This is a genomic window from Ureaplasma ceti (assembly GCF_040369755.1).
Taxonomy (GTDB): domain Bacteria; phylum Bacillota_I; class Bacilli_A; order Mycoplasmatales; family Mycoplasmoidaceae; genus Ureaplasma; species Ureaplasma ceti.
The window spans coordinates 81360-99090 of record NZ_BAABQM010000001.1 but is presented as its reverse complement, the minus strand read 5'-3'; the positions used below and the strand labels follow the sequence as shown (position 1 = coordinate 99090).

The following is a 17731-nucleotide window of genomic DNA, read 5'->3' as shown; positions in this document are numbered from 1 at the left end:
CTAGATTTTTGAACTAAGATATTCTTTATATTATATTATTAAATAATGTACTTTTCTAAAATCTAGAAATTGTTTAAGGAGTTAAATATGGATTATAAAAATACCCTAAATATGCCTTCGACTAAATTTGAAATGAAGGCTAATTTAAAAACTAAAGAACCAAAAATTCAACAAGAATGATTAGCAAGTGATTTATATAGTAAGGTTTTATTAAAAAACCAACATAAACCACTTTTCTTCTTACACGATGGGCCACCTTACGCTAACGGTAACTTACACGTTGGTCACGCCCTAAATAAAACATTAAAAGACATCATTGTAAGATCAAAAAACTTACAAGGTTTTAACGCCCCATTTATCCCTGGTTGAGATACACACGGTTTACCAATTGAAATCGCAATGTTAAAAAAATACGGTAAATCAACCAATGATTCTGTGGTAGAAACTAGACAAAAATGTAAAGAATACGCTTTAAGTCAAGTAGCTAACCAAAAAGAGCAATTCAGAAGAATTGGTCTATTATCTGATTTAAAACACGATTACTTAACTTTATACCCAGAATTTGAAATTCAACAATTAAATCTATACCTAGAAATGGTAAGACAAAACTTAATTTTTAGAGATTTAAAACCCGTATACTGATCATGATCTTCACAATCAGCTTTAGCCGAAGCTGAAATTGAATACGCTGATGTAGAAAGCCACAGTATTTACGTTTCATTCAAAGCAGAAAACAACAGTGTTTTACCAGAAAACACATACTTTGTAATCTGAACAACAACACCTTGAACAATTCCTGCCAACTTAGCAATTGCTGTTCACCCAAACTTAGAATACCTTGTTATTGCAGTGAACGGTGTTCATTACGTAATTGCTAAAGTTTTACTTGATAAATTCGCAGCTAACTTAAACATTAACAAATCTGACATTACTATCGTAAAAGAATTACACGGTACTGATTTAGAAAACATCCAATACAAACATCCATTTATTGACAGAACTTCACCAATTATCTTAGCTGAATACGTTTCAGCTGAAGATGGTACAGGTTTAGTTCATAACGCCCCTGGTTTTGGTATGGATGACTACTTAGCTTGCAAAAAATACAACATTAGTCCTTACACACCAATCAACCAATTCGGTAAATACGACGCTTCAATTAACGACGCTGAACTTGAAGGCATGTTCTATGTAGATGCTAACCCAATCGTTATTGAACGTTTACAAGCTTGCAACGCCTTATTAAAACAAGAAAAAATTGTTCACTCAGCCGCTCATGACTGAAGAACAAAAAAACCAGTTATTTACAGAGCTACTGCGCAATGATTCGTTAACTTAGAAAAAATCCAAGCTGACGTTATTAAAACTTTAAAAGAAGACGTAAAATCACCAAGTCAAAAAAACACTGACAGAATGATTGAAATGATTTCAAAAAGAGTGGAATGATGTATTAGCCGTCAAAGAGTTTGAGGCGTTCCAATTCCAATGATCTTTGATGAAAACCACGAACCAATTTATGACGTGGAATTAATCCAAAACATTATCAGCATCTTAGCTGAAAACGGTACTGACGTTTGATTTGAATGACCAGTAGAAAAATTCTTAACTGAAAAATACTTAGCAACAGGCAAAGCATATACTAAAGAAAAAGACATCATGGACGTATGATTTGACTCAGGTTCATCACACATGATGTTAAGAGAATGAGGCTTTGACTATCCAGCTGATATTTACTTAGAAGGTAGTGACCAATACCGTGGATGATTCAACTCATCATTAATTACTGGTACAATTTACAACAAAAAAGCCCCTTACAAAGCCATCTTACAACACGGTTTCACATTAGATGAAAAAGGCTTTAAGATGTCTAAATCAGTAGGTAACGTTATTGATCCTCAAAAAGTCTTTGATGAATACGGCGCTGATGTCTTTAGATTGTGAGTAGCTTCAACTGAATACATGGAAGACCAAAGATTCGGTATGAACATCTTAAAACAAATCTCAGAAATCTACAGAAGAATTAGAAACACATTATTCAAATACTCATTATCAATGATTAATGATTTAGACGTTGAACACGGTTTAGCAACAAGCTTTGAATTAGAAGACCAATTCGTGTTAAACGAATTACACAAAGTGTTAAACAAAATTTCAGAAGCTTACACAACTTACCAATTCTCAACAATCGTGAAAACAGTGAACCAATTCACTTTAGATTTATCTGCATGATACTTCGATATCATTAAAGACCCAATGTACTGTGACGCTTTAACAAGTGTAAGAAGAAACCAAATTCAAACTGTTTTATACTACATTGTAAAAAACATGATTATTGCTTTAGCGCCAATCATGCCACATACTTGTGAAGAAGCTTACTCATTCTTACCATACAAGAAATACGAATCAGTTCACTTAGAAGACTGATTAAACTTAGAACCATTTACAGCATTCAATGATGAAGCATTATTCAACCAATTCTTCACATTGAAAGACAGCATTTACAACAAATTAGAAGAAGCGAGAAAAGCTGGTTTATTAAAGAAAAATAACGAAGCTCACGTAATCTTAAAAGCTAACCCAACAAGTTTATCATTAGCAAAATTAGCTCAATGATTAAACGTTGCAGCTGTTTCAGTAGATGCTAACGCTATTGACGACGTAACAATTGAATTAACACAATTCAAAAAGTGTGAACGTTGCTGAAACTACAAAGCTGAAGCTGACATGGCAACTGAAGACTTATGTACAAGATGTCACCACGTTGTTAACAAATAATTTCTAATTATCTTTTTTATGATTTACAAGTTCTTTTAAAACTTGTAAATCATTTTTTATTTAGGTATAAGTTTTATGGTCATCTTAATTATTTTTAATTTACAATTAAAAAAGGTGTTTCCAATGAAAAATATTTTTAAAAAAACCAAAACAGTTGAGTCACAACAAACTCACGCACCTAAAAAGGTGCCTTTTTCCAAATTAAAAACTTTATTAAAACCCTTAACAGAAAAAGAATATAATGAAGCTTACAAAGATTATTATTTAGCAGTAGTTAATTTAACTAAACAATATAAGAAAAATATGCCCCCTGCAATTAATAATCTAAACTTTAAAGTGGGACCAGGAGAATTCCATGCTTTTATCGGGGGGAATGGGGCCGGGAAAACTACAACTATTAAATCCATTGTAGGAGCGTACGCCAAATATCAAGGTTCTATTTATATGCAAGGTTATTTAAATAAAACCGCGGAAGCCAAAAGAAACATTGGATATATTCCTGAAATTGCTAGATTTCCAGAAGGTATGTCCACTAAAACTTATTTAATTCAAATGGCTGAATTAAGTGGTGTCGAACATAAAGCGGCAGTCAAATTCTGTGAAGAAACTTTAGTGAAACTAAAAATGGATAAGTTGGCTTCTAAATCACCTAACACCTTTAGTAGTGGACAAAAAAAGAAAATTTTACTTGCACAAGCGTTAGTTCATGATCCAAAAATTCTAATTATGGACGAACCAGCCGCTAACTTAGACCCTAGAGCTAGATTGGATTTCTTTGATACTTTAAAAGAATTACAAAAAGAAGGTAAATCAATCTTCATTAGTAGTCACATCTTATCAGAATTAGATAAATACGCTACACACGCAACTATTTTAGATGGTGGCCATATTGTCTTCAGTAATAATTTAAGTGTTTTTGACAGAGAAAATTCTACTGAACTATTATTAAAAGTAGATGACAGTGCTCAATTGGTCAGTTACTTAGAAAAAGAACAATACAAATTCTTCTTTGATAATGAACACCATCTATACCACGTAAAAAACGTAGATGCACAAGCGACACAAAAAATTCTAGATGATTTAATGTTATTGAAATTAGAAATTCTCTTATTTGAAAAATTCATCCCTACTCTAGAAGATATTTATAAAGAATATGTTATTAAAGGTTCTGTACACACTATGGACGCTTAATAATTAACCATCAAGATGATTCTTGATGGTTTTTATTTACCAAAGTTTATAAAAAAATACCAAGGAATCACATCCTTGGTATTGTCTAACTAATAATTGGTTTATTAAGCTTTTGACTCAGGATTTAAAACTAACGTGTAGTTGTTTTCTTGTTGTAGTTTTTTAACTACATCATCCTTAATCGAACCATTTCATTGTCCATTATCAGACACTTGTGGACTCGTTAATAAGGTTACTGCATTACCTAATTCGTAAATGTTATCATTATCAGTAATTTCTAGATTACCATAAATTAGTTTGTAAACTAAACCTACTGGTTCAAAGCGTGAATTAATAACTAAAGAGCCAGACGCTCCTCCTTGTAAATAATTATCACGGTGATTCTTTAGTGCTGTTTCACTAAACTCACCCTTTCTGACTGCCAGTGTGGCATTTTCTAATACACTCGGAATAGACATACCACGTTTTTGGTTCATTGGTGTGTAATCTGATAAATGATCTTGGAATTTCTTAAAATCAGCCTGTTGTTGAACCGTTGCATTAGAACTTAACTGAACCTTATTTATAGCCTTTTTGATATATTCAGGATTAGTTCAGTCAATTTGATATTTTTGATATCTAACGTCATTAATTGTTTTATTGTAGAACGTATTTTCTTGTTCGTTGTATTTCATTCATGCACTTTGTACGTCATTCAACGTTACTTGGCGATTTTTTACTCGTAAAATACCAGCGCTAGTATGAATATTATCTCAGGTTGTACTTGGGAAACCGGCTAAGAATAAAGTATCATTACTGTTTACAACTTGATTAGTACCTAAACCAGTATATCATTGACTTTCTTGAGGTGTATCCAACTTATCGTATAATGTTGGGAATAATTCTTTTACTGCGGCCCCAGTAATTTCAATTTTAGTAAACGCAATATCAGCACCACCGTTATCAACACTACCAATTTGGTTGTTTTGATAATTTTTTTGTGTGAAAATTTGTTCGTATTCATTTCCTACATAAGAACGAATATTTTCACTTCTAAATCTTGGAGTGTATCAAATAGCATCTAAATAATTATCTGAATTAATTGAACTATCTACATGATAATTAATATCGCTAAAAGTTACTGAAGCATTTTTATCGATGTCACTAATCTTTTGTGCCTTTGGCTTAGATAAATAAATCGGTGCTCTAGTTTTAGCTTTATGTAAATAAGGATTGTTTGGATCTAAAATACTGATTGCAGTCATAGTTCTACGTTTTTGAACATTAAAATTTAAACGATTTTCTACTAAATTTCTATTAGTATTGTTTCTATCTCTTAAACCAGAATTTCAGAACGCATTATAGCTATCAGAAGCGCCATAAATAGAATTACTGTAATATTTGTCATAAATCGGAGATAAATCTAAGACGTGTAAATTAGTAGCTGCTAAAAACTGATACTTTCTCTTTAATTTATCTGGTTGTAATTTATTTTCTGCTTCTAATTTTTGGTTTAATACCCGGTCAAATATTCAACCAGTACCACCAGTACTGCTAGGTTGAATGCTAAACTCTTTAGGTCTATTACTTTCTACTGGTTTGAACATTTTAATGTCAAAAAAGAAAGAACGGTCATATTGGTATTGGTAAAAATCATTTACCTTTTTTAAGCTGTGTTCTGTATTCTCAGAGTTTAAGTTAGCTAAATATAAACTACCATTAGTAGTTTCAACTAACAGTTCAGCCGTACCTAAATCATCATTAAAATTCATTCATATATTTTTAATATTATGAATTTTTAGCACTTCTTCAATTAATGAATAACTTGAATAATATAGCAACTGTGATAAATTAGATGGCAAAAAACCAAAGGGGTTGTCTTTAATCAATTTAGTTAATTGCGTATTTTGTACATTAATTTCTACAGTATTTTTAGTGTTAGTGAAGTGCGGCAAATATTGTTGTTCTAACATTGCCCGGTCATTCATTATATTATCCGGACTATATTGAATTTTTTCTAAGCCTGTTTGACCAAAATCACCATAATACCCTAAAGAAGATACCTCAGAACTAAAGTCTCTCAACATTTGTCCATCATCTGAGTTAGGTATGTAATTAATGAAATCAATTCCCTTAGTACTCATACTATCATTTTGATAGTTAACTAAAAAATTTTGAAAATTAGTTTGTAATTTTTGCGTTAATGGAGCAGATTCAAAGATTTTGCGTGAAGTTAATTTCTTTAAACCTTCTAAATCTTTAATATAATGACTTGAAGTCGTAGATTTAAAGTGGAAAATTTTTGTAAACATTCATGGTGTCGTAAATTCCACATCATGTGATTTCATGTATATGCGGTAATAAAATCCAATGTATCCTAAGTCATTGTCATATTCTATTTGGTCTGAAATTGCATACTTATAATCTCTAGGATGTTGTGAATCTAATTGAATATTTTGATTACTTCATAAAATTTGGTCTTTGGTAACTTCTGAAGGATATTGATCTTTATTTTTCACAATAAATTCAGCGCGACTAGCATCTGATTTTAATAAATCACGATCATTACGATAAGACTGGTTATCATAAGGAGTGTGTGCCAAATCTTGCGATACTAAAAAAATCTTGTCATTTAATGTCAAGGCTGGTTTAGCAATGCTGGGTTTACCTGGAATATTACTAGATTTAATACTGTTGGCAGCTACCGGAATCACTACTGGATGATCGGGCAACTTCACATCTGGATTTAACGGAGTTTTATCAGTTGATTCTTTTTTAGCTGGTGTATTCGTTTTATCACTAGGATGATCTTCGTGTTTTACCACCGGATTGTTAGGATTTACATCTTGAGTAGAAGATGATTTGTCTGTCGTTTCTTTTTCTGTTTCTTTTGTATCTGTATCTTTGTCTTTTATGTCCACAGTAGATGAACAAGATGTTGCAACAATAGGAACACCTAAAACCGCAGCTGAACCTAGTCCAACACCTAAAAATTTAAAAATTCTTTTTAATGAGTTTTTCTTTGCCATATTATTTTTCCTTATCACAATAGGAACTTTATTATACCAAAATCAATAATAAAAATATTTGAGAAAATAGATTAAAAAACACATAGAAACGACTAATTTATTTGGCCATAAAAACTATTTGTCAAAATGCCTTTTTAACTCAAATAAGTAAAGAAAAAACTAAGTTTTAGAACTTAGTTTTTTCTTTCTAATTTAGTGAAGCAGATTCAATTTCTTGTTTAATCTTTTCGCGATATTCTAAAGTATTCATCTTGTTTGCTTTAAGCAAAAGAGCGTTCACTTTAGTTTGTAATCTATCTATTTCTCAAGCTAACGGATCGTTAGAATTCACCACAGAATTTTGAGAAATATTACAATCTAAATCATGTTGAATTTTCTTGATATTGTATTTTAAAGTACAAATTTCTGCTTGTACAGCTGCTTTAGCCGTGTCTAAGATGTCGAACTGCGCTTTAATAATCATATTCTTTTTAATTAATTCTTTTAGCCTTAAGAAATACTGCAAATCATAACCGTTATCGTCAATAAATTTTGCTAACGCTTGGATGTTCACACCACTAATATAATTTCATTCTGGGAAGGCTTCATAAAATTCATATATTAAATTTAACAAGAATTTAAATTCCACAGTTTTTTGCCCATTGAAATATTTATTAATAATGATCACCGCACGCTTATCTAATAAATAAAATTTCAGTAAACTGTACTGCGCCTTATTCTTGGCCATTTCAGAAGCTTGCAAATCTAAAGTATTAGCTTGAGCTACTCTAGTTTTCGGCTTATATGTAGGATTATTAAATTGATATCTAGCTCGATTAGGTGTCTTAGCAGAGGTAAAAGAACTGGTTGTAGAATCGTTATATGCTTTATTGGTTTTAAAGGTATTTGTGACTTTATAAGTTTTTAAAGCAGTATTGCGAACAAACTCAATTTCTTGCGCCACAATTTGTTCATCAAAATCTGTGGCTGATACAATTATCTTTAAATATTCTTCAAAGTATAACTTATTAGCGTAACCCTCTTTCAAGAAGGAAATAGCTTCGTTTAAATATGTTTCTCTTACAGATTCATTTTTTAAATTTAAAGAGTCTTGTAAATTTTTTAAGTAATATACCGAAAAGTGTTCCATATTCTCTGCGGTATTTTTTACTTCGTTAACGCTTGTATTCTTTAATAATTCATCAAAGTCTTTAGCGTTAGCATAATCTTTTACCACAAAAGTATTAAAGTGTTTAGCAATAAATAAACCGTTTTTAATTTTAGCGATTTTCCCAGCATTATCGTTATCGTACGCTAAAACCACACTTTCAATATTATTCTTTTTCAAAGCATTGACTTGGTTCATGCCAAACGCTGTACCCATCCCTGCTACGGCGTTAGTTAAACCCACACGATAAAGTGCAATAACATCCATAAAACCTTCCACCAAGTAAACTTGTGTCAGATTATCCATTTTTTTAACATCACTTCAGTGGTATAAAATTTGGTTCTTATGGAACAAATTAGTTTCTGGAGTATTTAAATATTTTGGTTCTTGATCTTTTTCAATAGCACGGCCACTGAAACCGACCACTTTATCGTTATCATCTTTAATGCTAAAGATAACACGACCACGATATAAATCTAACACTGTTCCGTTATCACTAATGCTTACTAATCCGTTATCTAACATTTGTTGTCTGTTATACACCTTATTAGGGTCGGGATTAGCTAAAAACTCACCTTCATTAGTTAAGATTTTATACATTTCGTTCGCACTGGTATTAGGGCAATAACCAATACCAAAGTGTTTTATAATATCTGAATCTAACCCTCTAGCAGTTACATACTCTAAACCTGGTGACTGTTTTTGATTTAAGAACATTTTGGCTAGTTCTAAAAAATCATTATTCAACTGATATGCTTTTTGTAATTCAGCATCAAATTGGTGATTATGAGAAAAATCTTTAATCAGTTCGGCGCTAATATGAAAATCTTTACCGATTTGAATTGCTGCTTCTACATAAGAAATATCTTTTAGTCGAGATACAAAATTAATTGCGTCCCCCGCCACATTACAAGTGAAACATTTAAACATTTGTCTTTGTGGGTTGACAGATAATGACGCATTCGTATCATTATGAAAGGGACAAATCCCTCAGAAATTTGCCCCTTTTTTATTTAATTGGAGGTAATTTTGAATAACCTCAACGATATCTAAAGCTTTGATTTGATCAATTAAATTATTCGCCATAATTATTCGCTACCTCCTTTGTTCTTTTATAAATTTATCTTATTTTTGATTCATGAAGAAACTTGGAATTTCGTCTACAGAAATTGTAACTTGTTCCATTGTGTCTCTATTTCTGATTGTTACTGTGTTCTTTTCAACTGTATCAAAGTCTACAGTTAAACAGAATGGTGTACCAATTGCATCTTGTCTTCTATAACGTTTACCGATTGAACCTGATACATCAAATGTACATTCAATACCTAAGTCAATTAATTTCATGAAGACATCGTTAGCAGCATCTTTTAGTTTGTTTACTAATGGTAAAACAGCTACTTTGTATGGTGCTAATTTGTATGGTAAGTGCATTACTACTCTTGTGTCATCTTCAGCAAGTTGTTCTTCATCATAAGCGTTACAGCAGATTGCGTAAAGTAAACGTTCAACCCCAACTGATGGTTCAACAACGTGTGGAATGAATTTTTCGTTAGTTGTTGGATCTAAGTAAGTTAAATCTTTTTTAGAAGATTCCATATGAGTTTTTAAATCGTAGTCAGTACGGTATGCTAAACCTCATAATTCGCTAAAACCATGTGGGAAATCATACACGTAGTCTACTGTTTTTTTAGAGTAGTGGCTTAATTCTTCTTTAGCGTGTTCTTTTTGTTTTAAGCTATTTGGGTTTAAACCACATTGTTCTGTTAAGAACTTGTTAATTTTGTTTAAGAATCTGTCGAAATCTTCGTAAGCTAAATCTTCTCTTGTGAAGTATTCTAATTCCATTTGTTCAAATTCTCTGGTTCTGAAAATAAAGTTACCTGGAGTAATTTCGTTTCTAAATGACTTACCAATTTGGCCGATTCCAAAAGGCACTTTCATTCTCATACTTCTTTGAACGTTTTTAAAGTTTACAAAAATTCCTTGTGCAGTTTCAGGTCTTAAATATAAAGTTGAAGAAGCGTCTTCTAAAACCCCTTGGAAAGTTTTAAACATTAAGTTAAAGTGTCTTACATCTGTTCAATCGAAAGCGTGACAGTTAGGACAAACAATGTTGTATTTTTCTAATACAGCTTTAATTTCTTCATTTGAAGTAGCTTCTGAAATAATTTCAGTCACTCCTTCATGTTCTTCGATTAATTTGTCAGCACGGTATCTTGTTTGACATTTTTTACAGTCAATTAATGGGTCACTGAAGTTAGCTAAGTGACCACTAGCCTTTCAAATTAATGGGTTCATTAAGATTGATGAATCTAATCCCACTACTGTGTGGTCTTTAGTTACAAATTCTGTTCATCATAATTTTTTTAAGTTGTTTTTTAAGTTAACACCTAATGGACCGTAGTCTCAAGCGTTAGCTAATCCGTTGTAAATTTCACTGTTAGCAAACACAAAACCATAATTTTTCATGTGGTTTACAATGACATCTTGAGCATAAGATTTATTTTTAATGTTCATCTTTTTTACTCCTTATTTTTCATTCTTTTAATTAATGTTCTTTTAAAGTTGCTTCATTCATAATGTAATTTTTTAAACATCTGTTCGTAATTAATTTCATAGCAACTCTCTATAATTTTATCTAAGCTATTCAAATTTTCACTATCTAAAAGCTCTTTAACTAACCGTAATTCTTCTTTTGAAAATTGTGGTTCAAAAGCCATACAGTTTTGACATACAAATCCGTGTCTTGCAAAACTTAACGTAATTAAATCAAATTCGCTGTAACACTTTGTACAACATTTAGTTTCAAACCTTAAATTACTGATTTTAATAAATTTAATAAAGGCATAACATGCCAAAATATATTCATCTTTTTGCAATAAGACTTCAGCTAAAATTTCTTGGTAAAATGCGTATAAATTTCTGCTAAATTTATGAGCAAAAGCTAATAAATCATTCACCACTGTTAGTGCGACTGAGCAAGATTGCTTAAAGTCAATTGCAGTAATAGTAGTAACTTTTTTTAAACGACTCATTTTTTTAGTTGAATAGAAAAATTCGTATTCTAAATAATTACCATAGATTAAAGCCCGGGCATTTTTAGAAGTAATTTTTCTTACACCTGGTGCAAAACAAGTAAAGCGATTACCAAATTCGTTAATGAATGTTAAGATTTCGTCAAACACATCGTAGTCTTGACGGTTAATTAAATAGCCTTTGGTGACAACTAAAGCCATAGTTTTACTTAGAGTAACCGAACTCTTTTAATTTTTGTGCATTATCTCTTCAGTCTTTATCAACTTTCACAAATAACTTTAAGTTGATCTTACTGTCGTAAATTTCTAGTAATTGTTGTCTTGCAGCAGTTCCAATTTTTTTAATCATGCTGCCAGATTTACCAATTACAATTGCCTTTTGACTGTCTTTTTCCACGACGATTGCAGCATCAATGTTATAAACATTGGTTTCAGCATTATAAGATGCTGATTCCACCATAACAGCAACACCGTAAGGAACTTCTTTGTTCAATAAGTTTAAACATTGTTCTCTTACAATTTCTTTAACTAAGAAGTTATCTTCTTGTAAAGTAGATTCGTTTTCATTCACGTAAACATCTTGGTAATCTAAGAAAGGTTTAGTGATGTTTAATAATTTATCAATGTTAATTTTATGTAAAGCTGAAATAATAATTGATTCTTTAAAATCAGCGTGTGCTTTTCAATCAAAGATTCTTTCATCAATTTTATCTTGAGTTGAAGTTTCGGCTTTAGTAATAACTAAAATAATGTTTTCTACACCGTAATCTTTTACAAAGTTCAGTAAATCTAAATCTTCATCATCGATTGGTCTAGTAATATCAGTCAAGAAATAAACAACGTTAGCTTCTTTTAAGGAAGCTTTTGCTTGACTGTTTAAAAATACGTCTAATTTATTACGTGGCACGTGAAAACCTGGCGTATCCATAAAGGTTAAATAAAATTCTCCACGATTGTAAACCGCATCAATTTTATCTCTTGTAGTTTGAGGTTTTTGGTTAACGATTGAGATTTTTTCGTTAAAAATTGCATTGATTAATGTTGATTTTCCGACATTTGGTTTTCCAACAATTGCAATATTTCCAATATATTTTTTAATAGCTTCTAATTCCATCCGTGATATCCATATCCATGTTGTGCAAATAAAACAATTCGAGGTACAAAAATTAAGAGACCAACGATTACAGCTACAATCGCTAAAATCAAGGTAGCAGCAGCAGCAATGTCTTTAATTTTTTTGGCGTTAAAGTTAAATTTAAAAGCTACCATATCCACTACGTTTTCGATTGCTGTATTAACTAATTCACTACTAATAACTAAACCAATCATAACAATTACAATAGCTCAAGAAGTTGGGCCTAATTGTAAGACTGCAGAAATAATAATTGTTAATAAAGCAATAACACAGTGAATAACTAAACTTTTTTCTTCTTTTAATGAAGTTCTTAAACCTCTTAAAGCATAACCAAATTTTCTAAAAATCGCACCCGAATGCTTTTTCTTTTCAATCATTGTTATTACCTATCTGTTAATGTGTAATTGATCTAAAATTTTGTTTTGTAAACCAAACATAATTTCTTCATCCGCTTTTTCCATGTGGTCGTAACCTAACATGTGCAATAAACCGTGCAAGAATAAGAAACATAATTCTCTTCTAAAAGAATGACCATATTCTTCTGCTTGCATTTTTACTTTTTCATAACAAATATACAATTCACCTAATAACGGTGTTTTGATACCTCCATCTCAAAAAGCGAACGAAATAACATCTGTGGGACGATCTACATTTCTTTTTTCGCGGTTAATGACATGAATTTCATCTAAATCTACAAAAGTGCAATCAAAGTAAATTGGACCGTCTAACTTTAATTCTTGATAAACGGCAGCTGCTACACTTTGTAGATCTTTTTTATATCTGTACAGTTTTTTACCGTACTGTGTGTAATCTAAATTAAATTCGAACATTACTTTACCATTTCTTTCACTGAATATTTGTAAATTAAACCGTCAGATCCGTCTTGATAATAGGCTTTTCTACGGTGAATGAATTGGAAACCATGGTACTCATAAAAGCTGATTGCATTTGTATTGTTTGCACTCACTTCCAAGAAGATGTCTTTTGGCCCTTCTTTAATGATGCTCATTAACTTAGTTCCAATACCTTTGCCTTGTGCTAACGGTGATACACCGATTTTAATTAGTTCTACTTCATCAGCAGTTTCTAAAACAATCATGTATCCCAATACAATATCGTTTTCTTTAAAAGTGTAGAAAACGTAATTTTGGTCAGCGTACATGTCTTCTAATTGTTCTAAACTATAACAGTGGTTTTTAAATAACGCTTGTTCTAATTCGGATAGAGCACGTAGTTCTGACTTATCTTGTATACGTGTCAACATTTTATAAAGCTTCCTTGATGTACAGCGGTTCTAACTCAATTCAGTTTTCCACTGGTTCGAATTGGTCTAACATTTTATAAGCAAACTCTGCTCTCTTAATGTCAGTAATTTCTTCGTCAGAATAGTATCTTAAATCTTTATGAGCTTGAATCAGTTGGTTTTTTTCTTCTTCAAAAACCATTGTTAACGGTAAAACTTCTTTATTGTCTTGGTAACCAGCAATATATCATTTTTTACCTTTAGCATCTAACGTTGCTAAACCGTTACCTAAACACATAGCTTTTAAAGTGTTCATTACTAAGATTTCTACATCTGAATAAACTGATTTAATAGTTTTAGCTAAATTCACACCAACTCTAACACCGGTAAAACTACCCGGTCCATAGATGACATAAATTTTGGCTAAATCAGCAAAACTAATGTTGTTTCTTTGCATTAATTCTTCTAATTTAGGGTTTACTAATTCAATCAGATTGTTGTTTGTTTGTGTAATAGATTCATCAATTAATTGGTTATCACTATTAAATAACGTTAAAATGCAAGTTTTTGCTGTAACGTCAACGTATAAATTACATTTTTTCATTAGTTAACTCATTAATTCTTTCTTGAAATTCTTGAGGAATCGGTAAATTAATATGTACTAATTTTTGGTCCATAGGGTTATAGAATTGGACTTCGTGACACATCAAGTATTGACCGAAATCGCTTGGATTTTTTTCAATACCATACACTTTATCATTTACCACTGGGTGGTTAATAAATTGCATGTGCGCTCTAATTTGGTGTGTTCTACCAGTCATTAATTCACATTCAACTAAAGCGTTAGTATTAGAGATGTTTTGTACCACTTTCACGATTGTGATCGCTTCTTTTGCATCTTTGCTTGAATTAACTTGCATTTTTGATTTATTTTGTAAACTACGACCAATAGGAGCGTTTACTCTAAAAATTTTGTTATTTTTTAAATCAAAACAGTTATGAACTAACGCGTAGTATTTTCTTTTCACTAAGTTTTTTTGCATCATTTGTTGCAATTTTTCTAAAGTCACTTGGTTTTTGGCCACAATAATTAAACCTGATGTATCTTTGTCTAAACGGTGGACAATTCCAGGACGAATTGAGTTATCAAATTCGTGGTTATTATTTTGAATAAAGTAGTGTTTTAATCTGGCTGCCAAAGTATCGGGTTCGTTATGTTCCGTTGGGTGAATTAATAAACCAGTCGGTTTATTTAACACCATTAAATCTTCAGTTTCCAACAAAATATCTAGCGGAGCATCTAGCGGTTGTAACACTATTGCTGCTTTATCAGTTTGTAAACTATCTTTAATCACAATCACTGCATCTTTTTCTAAAGCCATGCCGGATTTAGATACTAGTTCGTCATTTACATAAATTAAGTTATCGTCAATCATTTTCTTAATTTGACTACGACTAATGGCTAATTCTTCAGTTAAAAATTTGTCTAAACGGTCCACTTTTCAAGGGACTATAATTGTTTTCTCCATATATTTGGTTTGTTTGTTCTTTCTTCTTGTTATTTTTTACAACACCATAAGCAATTAGTACAAAAAGGTTTGAGCCAGAAATTTTTGTACAGTGGGCGGTGTTACAGAATTCGGTTCGTTGTTATCAGATAAATCTGCTTCGGTTAAATCTGTTTCAAACGCTTCATCTAAAGGATCGTAATCGCCTTCTTCATGACGTTGCGCTTCAGTTTTTTTGTCTCTTAAATACACTAAGATAGCATACAAGAATAAGCTTGCTACAGCAAAGCATACTCCTGTCACAATAAAGACGTCAGCAATATTAAAAACAGAACTGCCGCCGTTAAAGTAGTCTACCACTTTCCCAGCCATGCTAATTTTTTGCAACATACCATTAGGTCCGTACTGAATTAAATAGCCAGCCATGCTCCGGTCGATAATATTCATTAATCCACCGCAGAACATCATGACAAAGCCAAAGCTAATTCACCACTGGGGTACAAACACAAAAATGAAAAAAGCAATGATGCACGGAATGGCTTGTACAAAGTAAACTACTGAAGAACTATCATGCGCTAAGTGACTAAAAGCGACTCCCGGATTCAACACAACAGCACCTGGGTCATAAGTTAAGAAATAATGTCTTAAACCAAATCCTAACCCAAAGATTAAAGCCGCAAAAATAATTAATAAAATTGTTTTAAAAATGACGTTTTTACTCAAAAAGATTGAAGATAAGTATTTCTTCAATCCTTTCTTTTGTAATTTTGCAATTAAATTATGAAAGATAACATAGTTTAAAACTTTATTTTCGTTTCAAAATTTAATAAATTTTTTCATTAAGCTTCGTATTTTTCTGGGTGAAGTTGTTTCATTTTTTCAACGAATTCTTCACTTGGTAATTTACCAAATTCGTTCATTAATTTTACACATTCGTTGTATTCGTGTTCAGCTCAAACTTCGTCTTGGAAACCTTTCACGATTACAGTTTTCTTTTGTAAAATTTTGTAGTTTTGGAAGAAGTTTTGAATTTCTTTTAATAAGTGTTCTGGAACATCACTTAATTTTTGGATACCACTGTAACGTGGGTCGCAGTCAATAACACCGATTAATTTAGTATCAGTTTCACCTGAGTCAATCATTTCCATAGCTCCTAATAATCTAACAGGAACTCTTACACCTGGTTGGAATGCTTGGTCAGCGATGATTAACATATCTAATTCATCACCATCTCAGTCTAAAGCTTCAGGAATGAAGCCGTAGTTTTGTGGGTAAACTTCTGAACCGTATAAGATTCTGTCTACAGCGATTTCGCCTGTACCACGTTTGTATTCATATTTCACATTACTGTGTTTTGGGATTTCAATAATAGCTTCTAATTTCATATTTTACTCCTCTTAAAAATCTATAAATAAGTACATATTACTTTCTATTTTACTAAAAAAGCTGAATGATTTTTTTAGCAATCTTGCTTTTACAATTTCTTACTTCCTGATTCAAGTCTTTTTGTAATAGACATAAAATAATACTGTATAATTATATATAGTTGTATCCTTTTTTGATATTTAAATAGAATTTGGAAACAATTTGTAGAAAGAAATTAAGGTCATAATGGCAACAAGAGCTGAATTTTTTAGAAGCGCCTTTATTGATAAGAAAAAAGCTAAAAAAATTCGGAAAATTTGGATTGTTGAAGCTAAAGTAATTAAAATTAATTCAAAATCAGTAGATGTTATCGTCAAAGATAACGGATACTTTGGTAAATGTAACATTAAAGATATTAGCGACTTTTCAGTCATGAATTTAGGTAATATTTTTAAAATTAACTTTACTTATAAGTTTATTGTAAAAGCCTTTAACCGCGAAACAAAAATTTATAGTTTGAATTATAAATCTTTACATCCTGAACAAATGAAGCACAAACTAAGACCAGTGCCCACGGCAAGTCATTACCGTAACTTATCTTTCTTTTTAGAAGAACAGATCGCTTTATATAAAGCACACTAGTTTTTAGGGGGTACTTAATAATATGAAAAAAATTGCAATCATTTTAGCCAATGAAATGGATGATGTAGAATTATTTATTCCATTAGCCATCTGAAGAAAAGCTAAAATTTCTGTAGATTTAATCTCAGTAGAAAAAAAGAACTCAGTTATGATGTCTTCTGGGGTTAAAGTAGGCTGTACATCAATTTTTGAATCAGTCAATTTAACGCAATACCACGCCATCTATATCCCTGGTGGTGTTGGTGTTAACCGCCTTAATAAAGAAAATTGACCAGTGAAAACTGGTGGTGGTGCAGTTAAGTTAGCGACATATTTAGAAAAATTTAGAATGGAAACTGACAAGTACATTTTTGTTACAGGAAGTAGTGCCACTTTATTGCACAACTTAGGTTTAATTGGCAATGCCAGAATTGCTGGATACACAAAAGATTTTGAAGAAGATGTAGAAATTGACGAAGAAATTTTAGTGAACAACAACTTAATCTCAGTTGTGGGTTATTGAGCTCTAACTGACTTTGCTGTTGAAATTGTCGGCATTTTAATGGGCCAAAAAATTAAAGAACAAATTAGTAAGAATTATAATTAATTCTTTCAATAAAGCGACCTCTTGCCGTGCAAGGGGTTTTGTTTTTTTTATACACAAAATTGTTTTATAATAGAAAAACATACTAGCATTTCACAT

General features: G+C 31.4%; 16 protein-coding genes. 4 read left to right on the top strand and 12 right to left on the bottom strand.

From position 1 onward, the window contains the following. The first annotated feature begins 87 nt into the window (after positions 1–87). Together ileS and ABWU82_RS00320 are read left to right on the top strand one after the other, a co-directional pair. Positions 88–2775, top strand: coding sequence for an isoleucine--tRNA ligase (gene ileS / locus ABWU82_RS00325; RefSeq protein ID WP_353289520.1), 2688 nt, complete (start codon positions 88–90; stop codon positions 2773–2775). 123 nt (positions 2776–2898) lie between these two features. Beyond that, complete coding sequence (locus tag ABWU82_RS00320; protein ID WP_353289519.1) at positions 2899–3966, top strand: ABC transporter ATP-binding protein; 1068 nt, start codon at positions 2899–2901, stop codon at positions 3964–3966. A gap of 104 nt (positions 3967–4070) precedes the next feature. On the opposite strand, the gene ABWU82_RS00315 is transcribed toward ABWU82_RS00320, so the two are convergent. The 12 genes from ABWU82_RS00315 to ABWU82_RS00260 all read right to left on the bottom strand — a co-directional run bounded on the left by ABWU82_RS00315 (position 4071) and on the right by ABWU82_RS00260 (position 16427). After that, positions 4071–6974, bottom strand: coding sequence for a DUF31 family putative serine protease (locus tag ABWU82_RS00315; RefSeq protein ID WP_353289518.1), 2904 nt, complete (start codon positions 6972–6974; stop codon positions 4071–4073). Between the two features lie 187 nt (positions 6975–7161). After that, complete coding sequence (gene dnaG / locus ABWU82_RS00310) at positions 7162–9207, bottom strand: DNA primase (RefSeq protein WP_353289517.1); 2046 nt, start codon at positions 9205–9207, stop codon at positions 7162–7164. A gap of 39 nt (positions 9208–9246) precedes the next feature. Continuing rightward, positions 9247–10632 carry a glycine--tRNA ligase gene (locus ABWU82_RS00305; protein WP_420017792.1) on the bottom strand — a complete coding sequence of 462 codons (1386 nt, stop codon included), beginning with the start codon at positions 10630–10632 and terminating at the stop codon, positions 9247–9249. Between the two features lie 11 nt (positions 10633–10643). Beyond that, complete coding sequence (gene recO, locus ABWU82_RS00300) at positions 10644–11357, bottom strand: DNA repair protein RecO (protein ID WP_353289515.1); 714 nt, start codon at positions 11355–11357, stop codon at positions 10644–10646. A 4-nt stretch (positions 11358–11361) separates the two neighbouring features. After that, on the bottom strand, positions 11362–12270 hold the full coding sequence (gene era / locus ABWU82_RS00295; RefSeq protein ID WP_353289514.1) for a GTPase Era: 909 nt from the start codon (positions 12268–12270) through the stop codon (positions 11362–11364). After that, positions 12261–12668: a diacylglycerol kinase family protein gene (locus ABWU82_RS00290; RefSeq protein WP_353289513.1), complete on the bottom strand. Its 408-nt coding sequence runs from the start codon at positions 12666–12668 to the stop codon at positions 12261–12263. The genes era and ABWU82_RS00290 overlap by 10 nt, the downstream gene beginning before the upstream one ends. A 9-nt stretch (positions 12669–12677) precedes the next feature. After that, positions 12678–13121 (bottom strand): rRNA maturation RNase YbeY, encoded by a 444-nt coding sequence (gene ybeY, locus ABWU82_RS00285; RefSeq protein ID WP_353289512.1) that lies wholly within the window; start codon positions 13119–13121, stop codon positions 12678–12680. Further along, entirely contained in the window at positions 13121–13555 is a 435-nt protein-coding gene (locus tag ABWU82_RS00280) for a GNAT family N-acetyltransferase (protein ID WP_353289511.1), read from the bottom strand. The genes ybeY and ABWU82_RS00280 overlap by 1 nt, the downstream gene beginning before the upstream one ends. A gap of 1 nt (position 13556) precedes the next feature. Continuing rightward, positions 13557–14138: a tRNA (adenosine(37)-N6)-threonylcarbamoyltransferase complex dimerization subunit type 1 TsaB gene (gene tsaB, locus ABWU82_RS00275; protein ID WP_353289510.1), complete on the bottom strand. Its 582-nt coding sequence runs from the start codon at positions 14136–14138 to the stop codon at positions 13557–13559. Beyond that, positions 14125–15063 (bottom strand): RluA family pseudouridine synthase, encoded by a 939-nt coding sequence (locus ABWU82_RS00270; RefSeq protein WP_353289509.1) that lies wholly within the window; start codon positions 15061–15063, stop codon positions 14125–14127. The genes tsaB and ABWU82_RS00270 overlap by 14 nt, the downstream gene beginning before the upstream one ends. 54 nt (positions 15064–15117) lie before the next feature. Continuing rightward, positions 15118–15882 (bottom strand): signal peptidase II, encoded by a 765-nt coding sequence (locus tag ABWU82_RS00265; RefSeq protein WP_353289508.1) that lies wholly within the window; start codon positions 15880–15882, stop codon positions 15118–15120. Further along, positions 15882–16427, bottom strand: coding sequence for an inorganic diphosphatase (locus tag ABWU82_RS00260; RefSeq protein ID WP_353289507.1), 546 nt, complete (start codon positions 16425–16427; stop codon positions 15882–15884). Before ABWU82_RS00260 ends, ABWU82_RS00265 begins: the two co-directional genes overlap by 1 nt. Before the next feature lie 226 nt (positions 16428–16653). Here ABWU82_RS00260 and ABWU82_RS00255 point away from each other — a divergent pair, with 226 nt between their 5' ends. Next, positions 16654–17049: a hypothetical protein gene (locus ABWU82_RS00255; protein ID WP_353289506.1), complete on the top strand. Its 396-nt coding sequence runs from the start codon at positions 16654–16656 to the stop codon at positions 17047–17049. A gap of 22 nt (positions 17050–17071) precedes the next feature. Next, positions 17072–17635, top strand: coding sequence for a DJ-1/PfpI family protein (locus ABWU82_RS00250; protein WP_353289505.1), 564 nt, complete (start codon positions 17072–17074; stop codon positions 17633–17635). Positions 17636–17731: the final 96 nt, after the last annotated feature.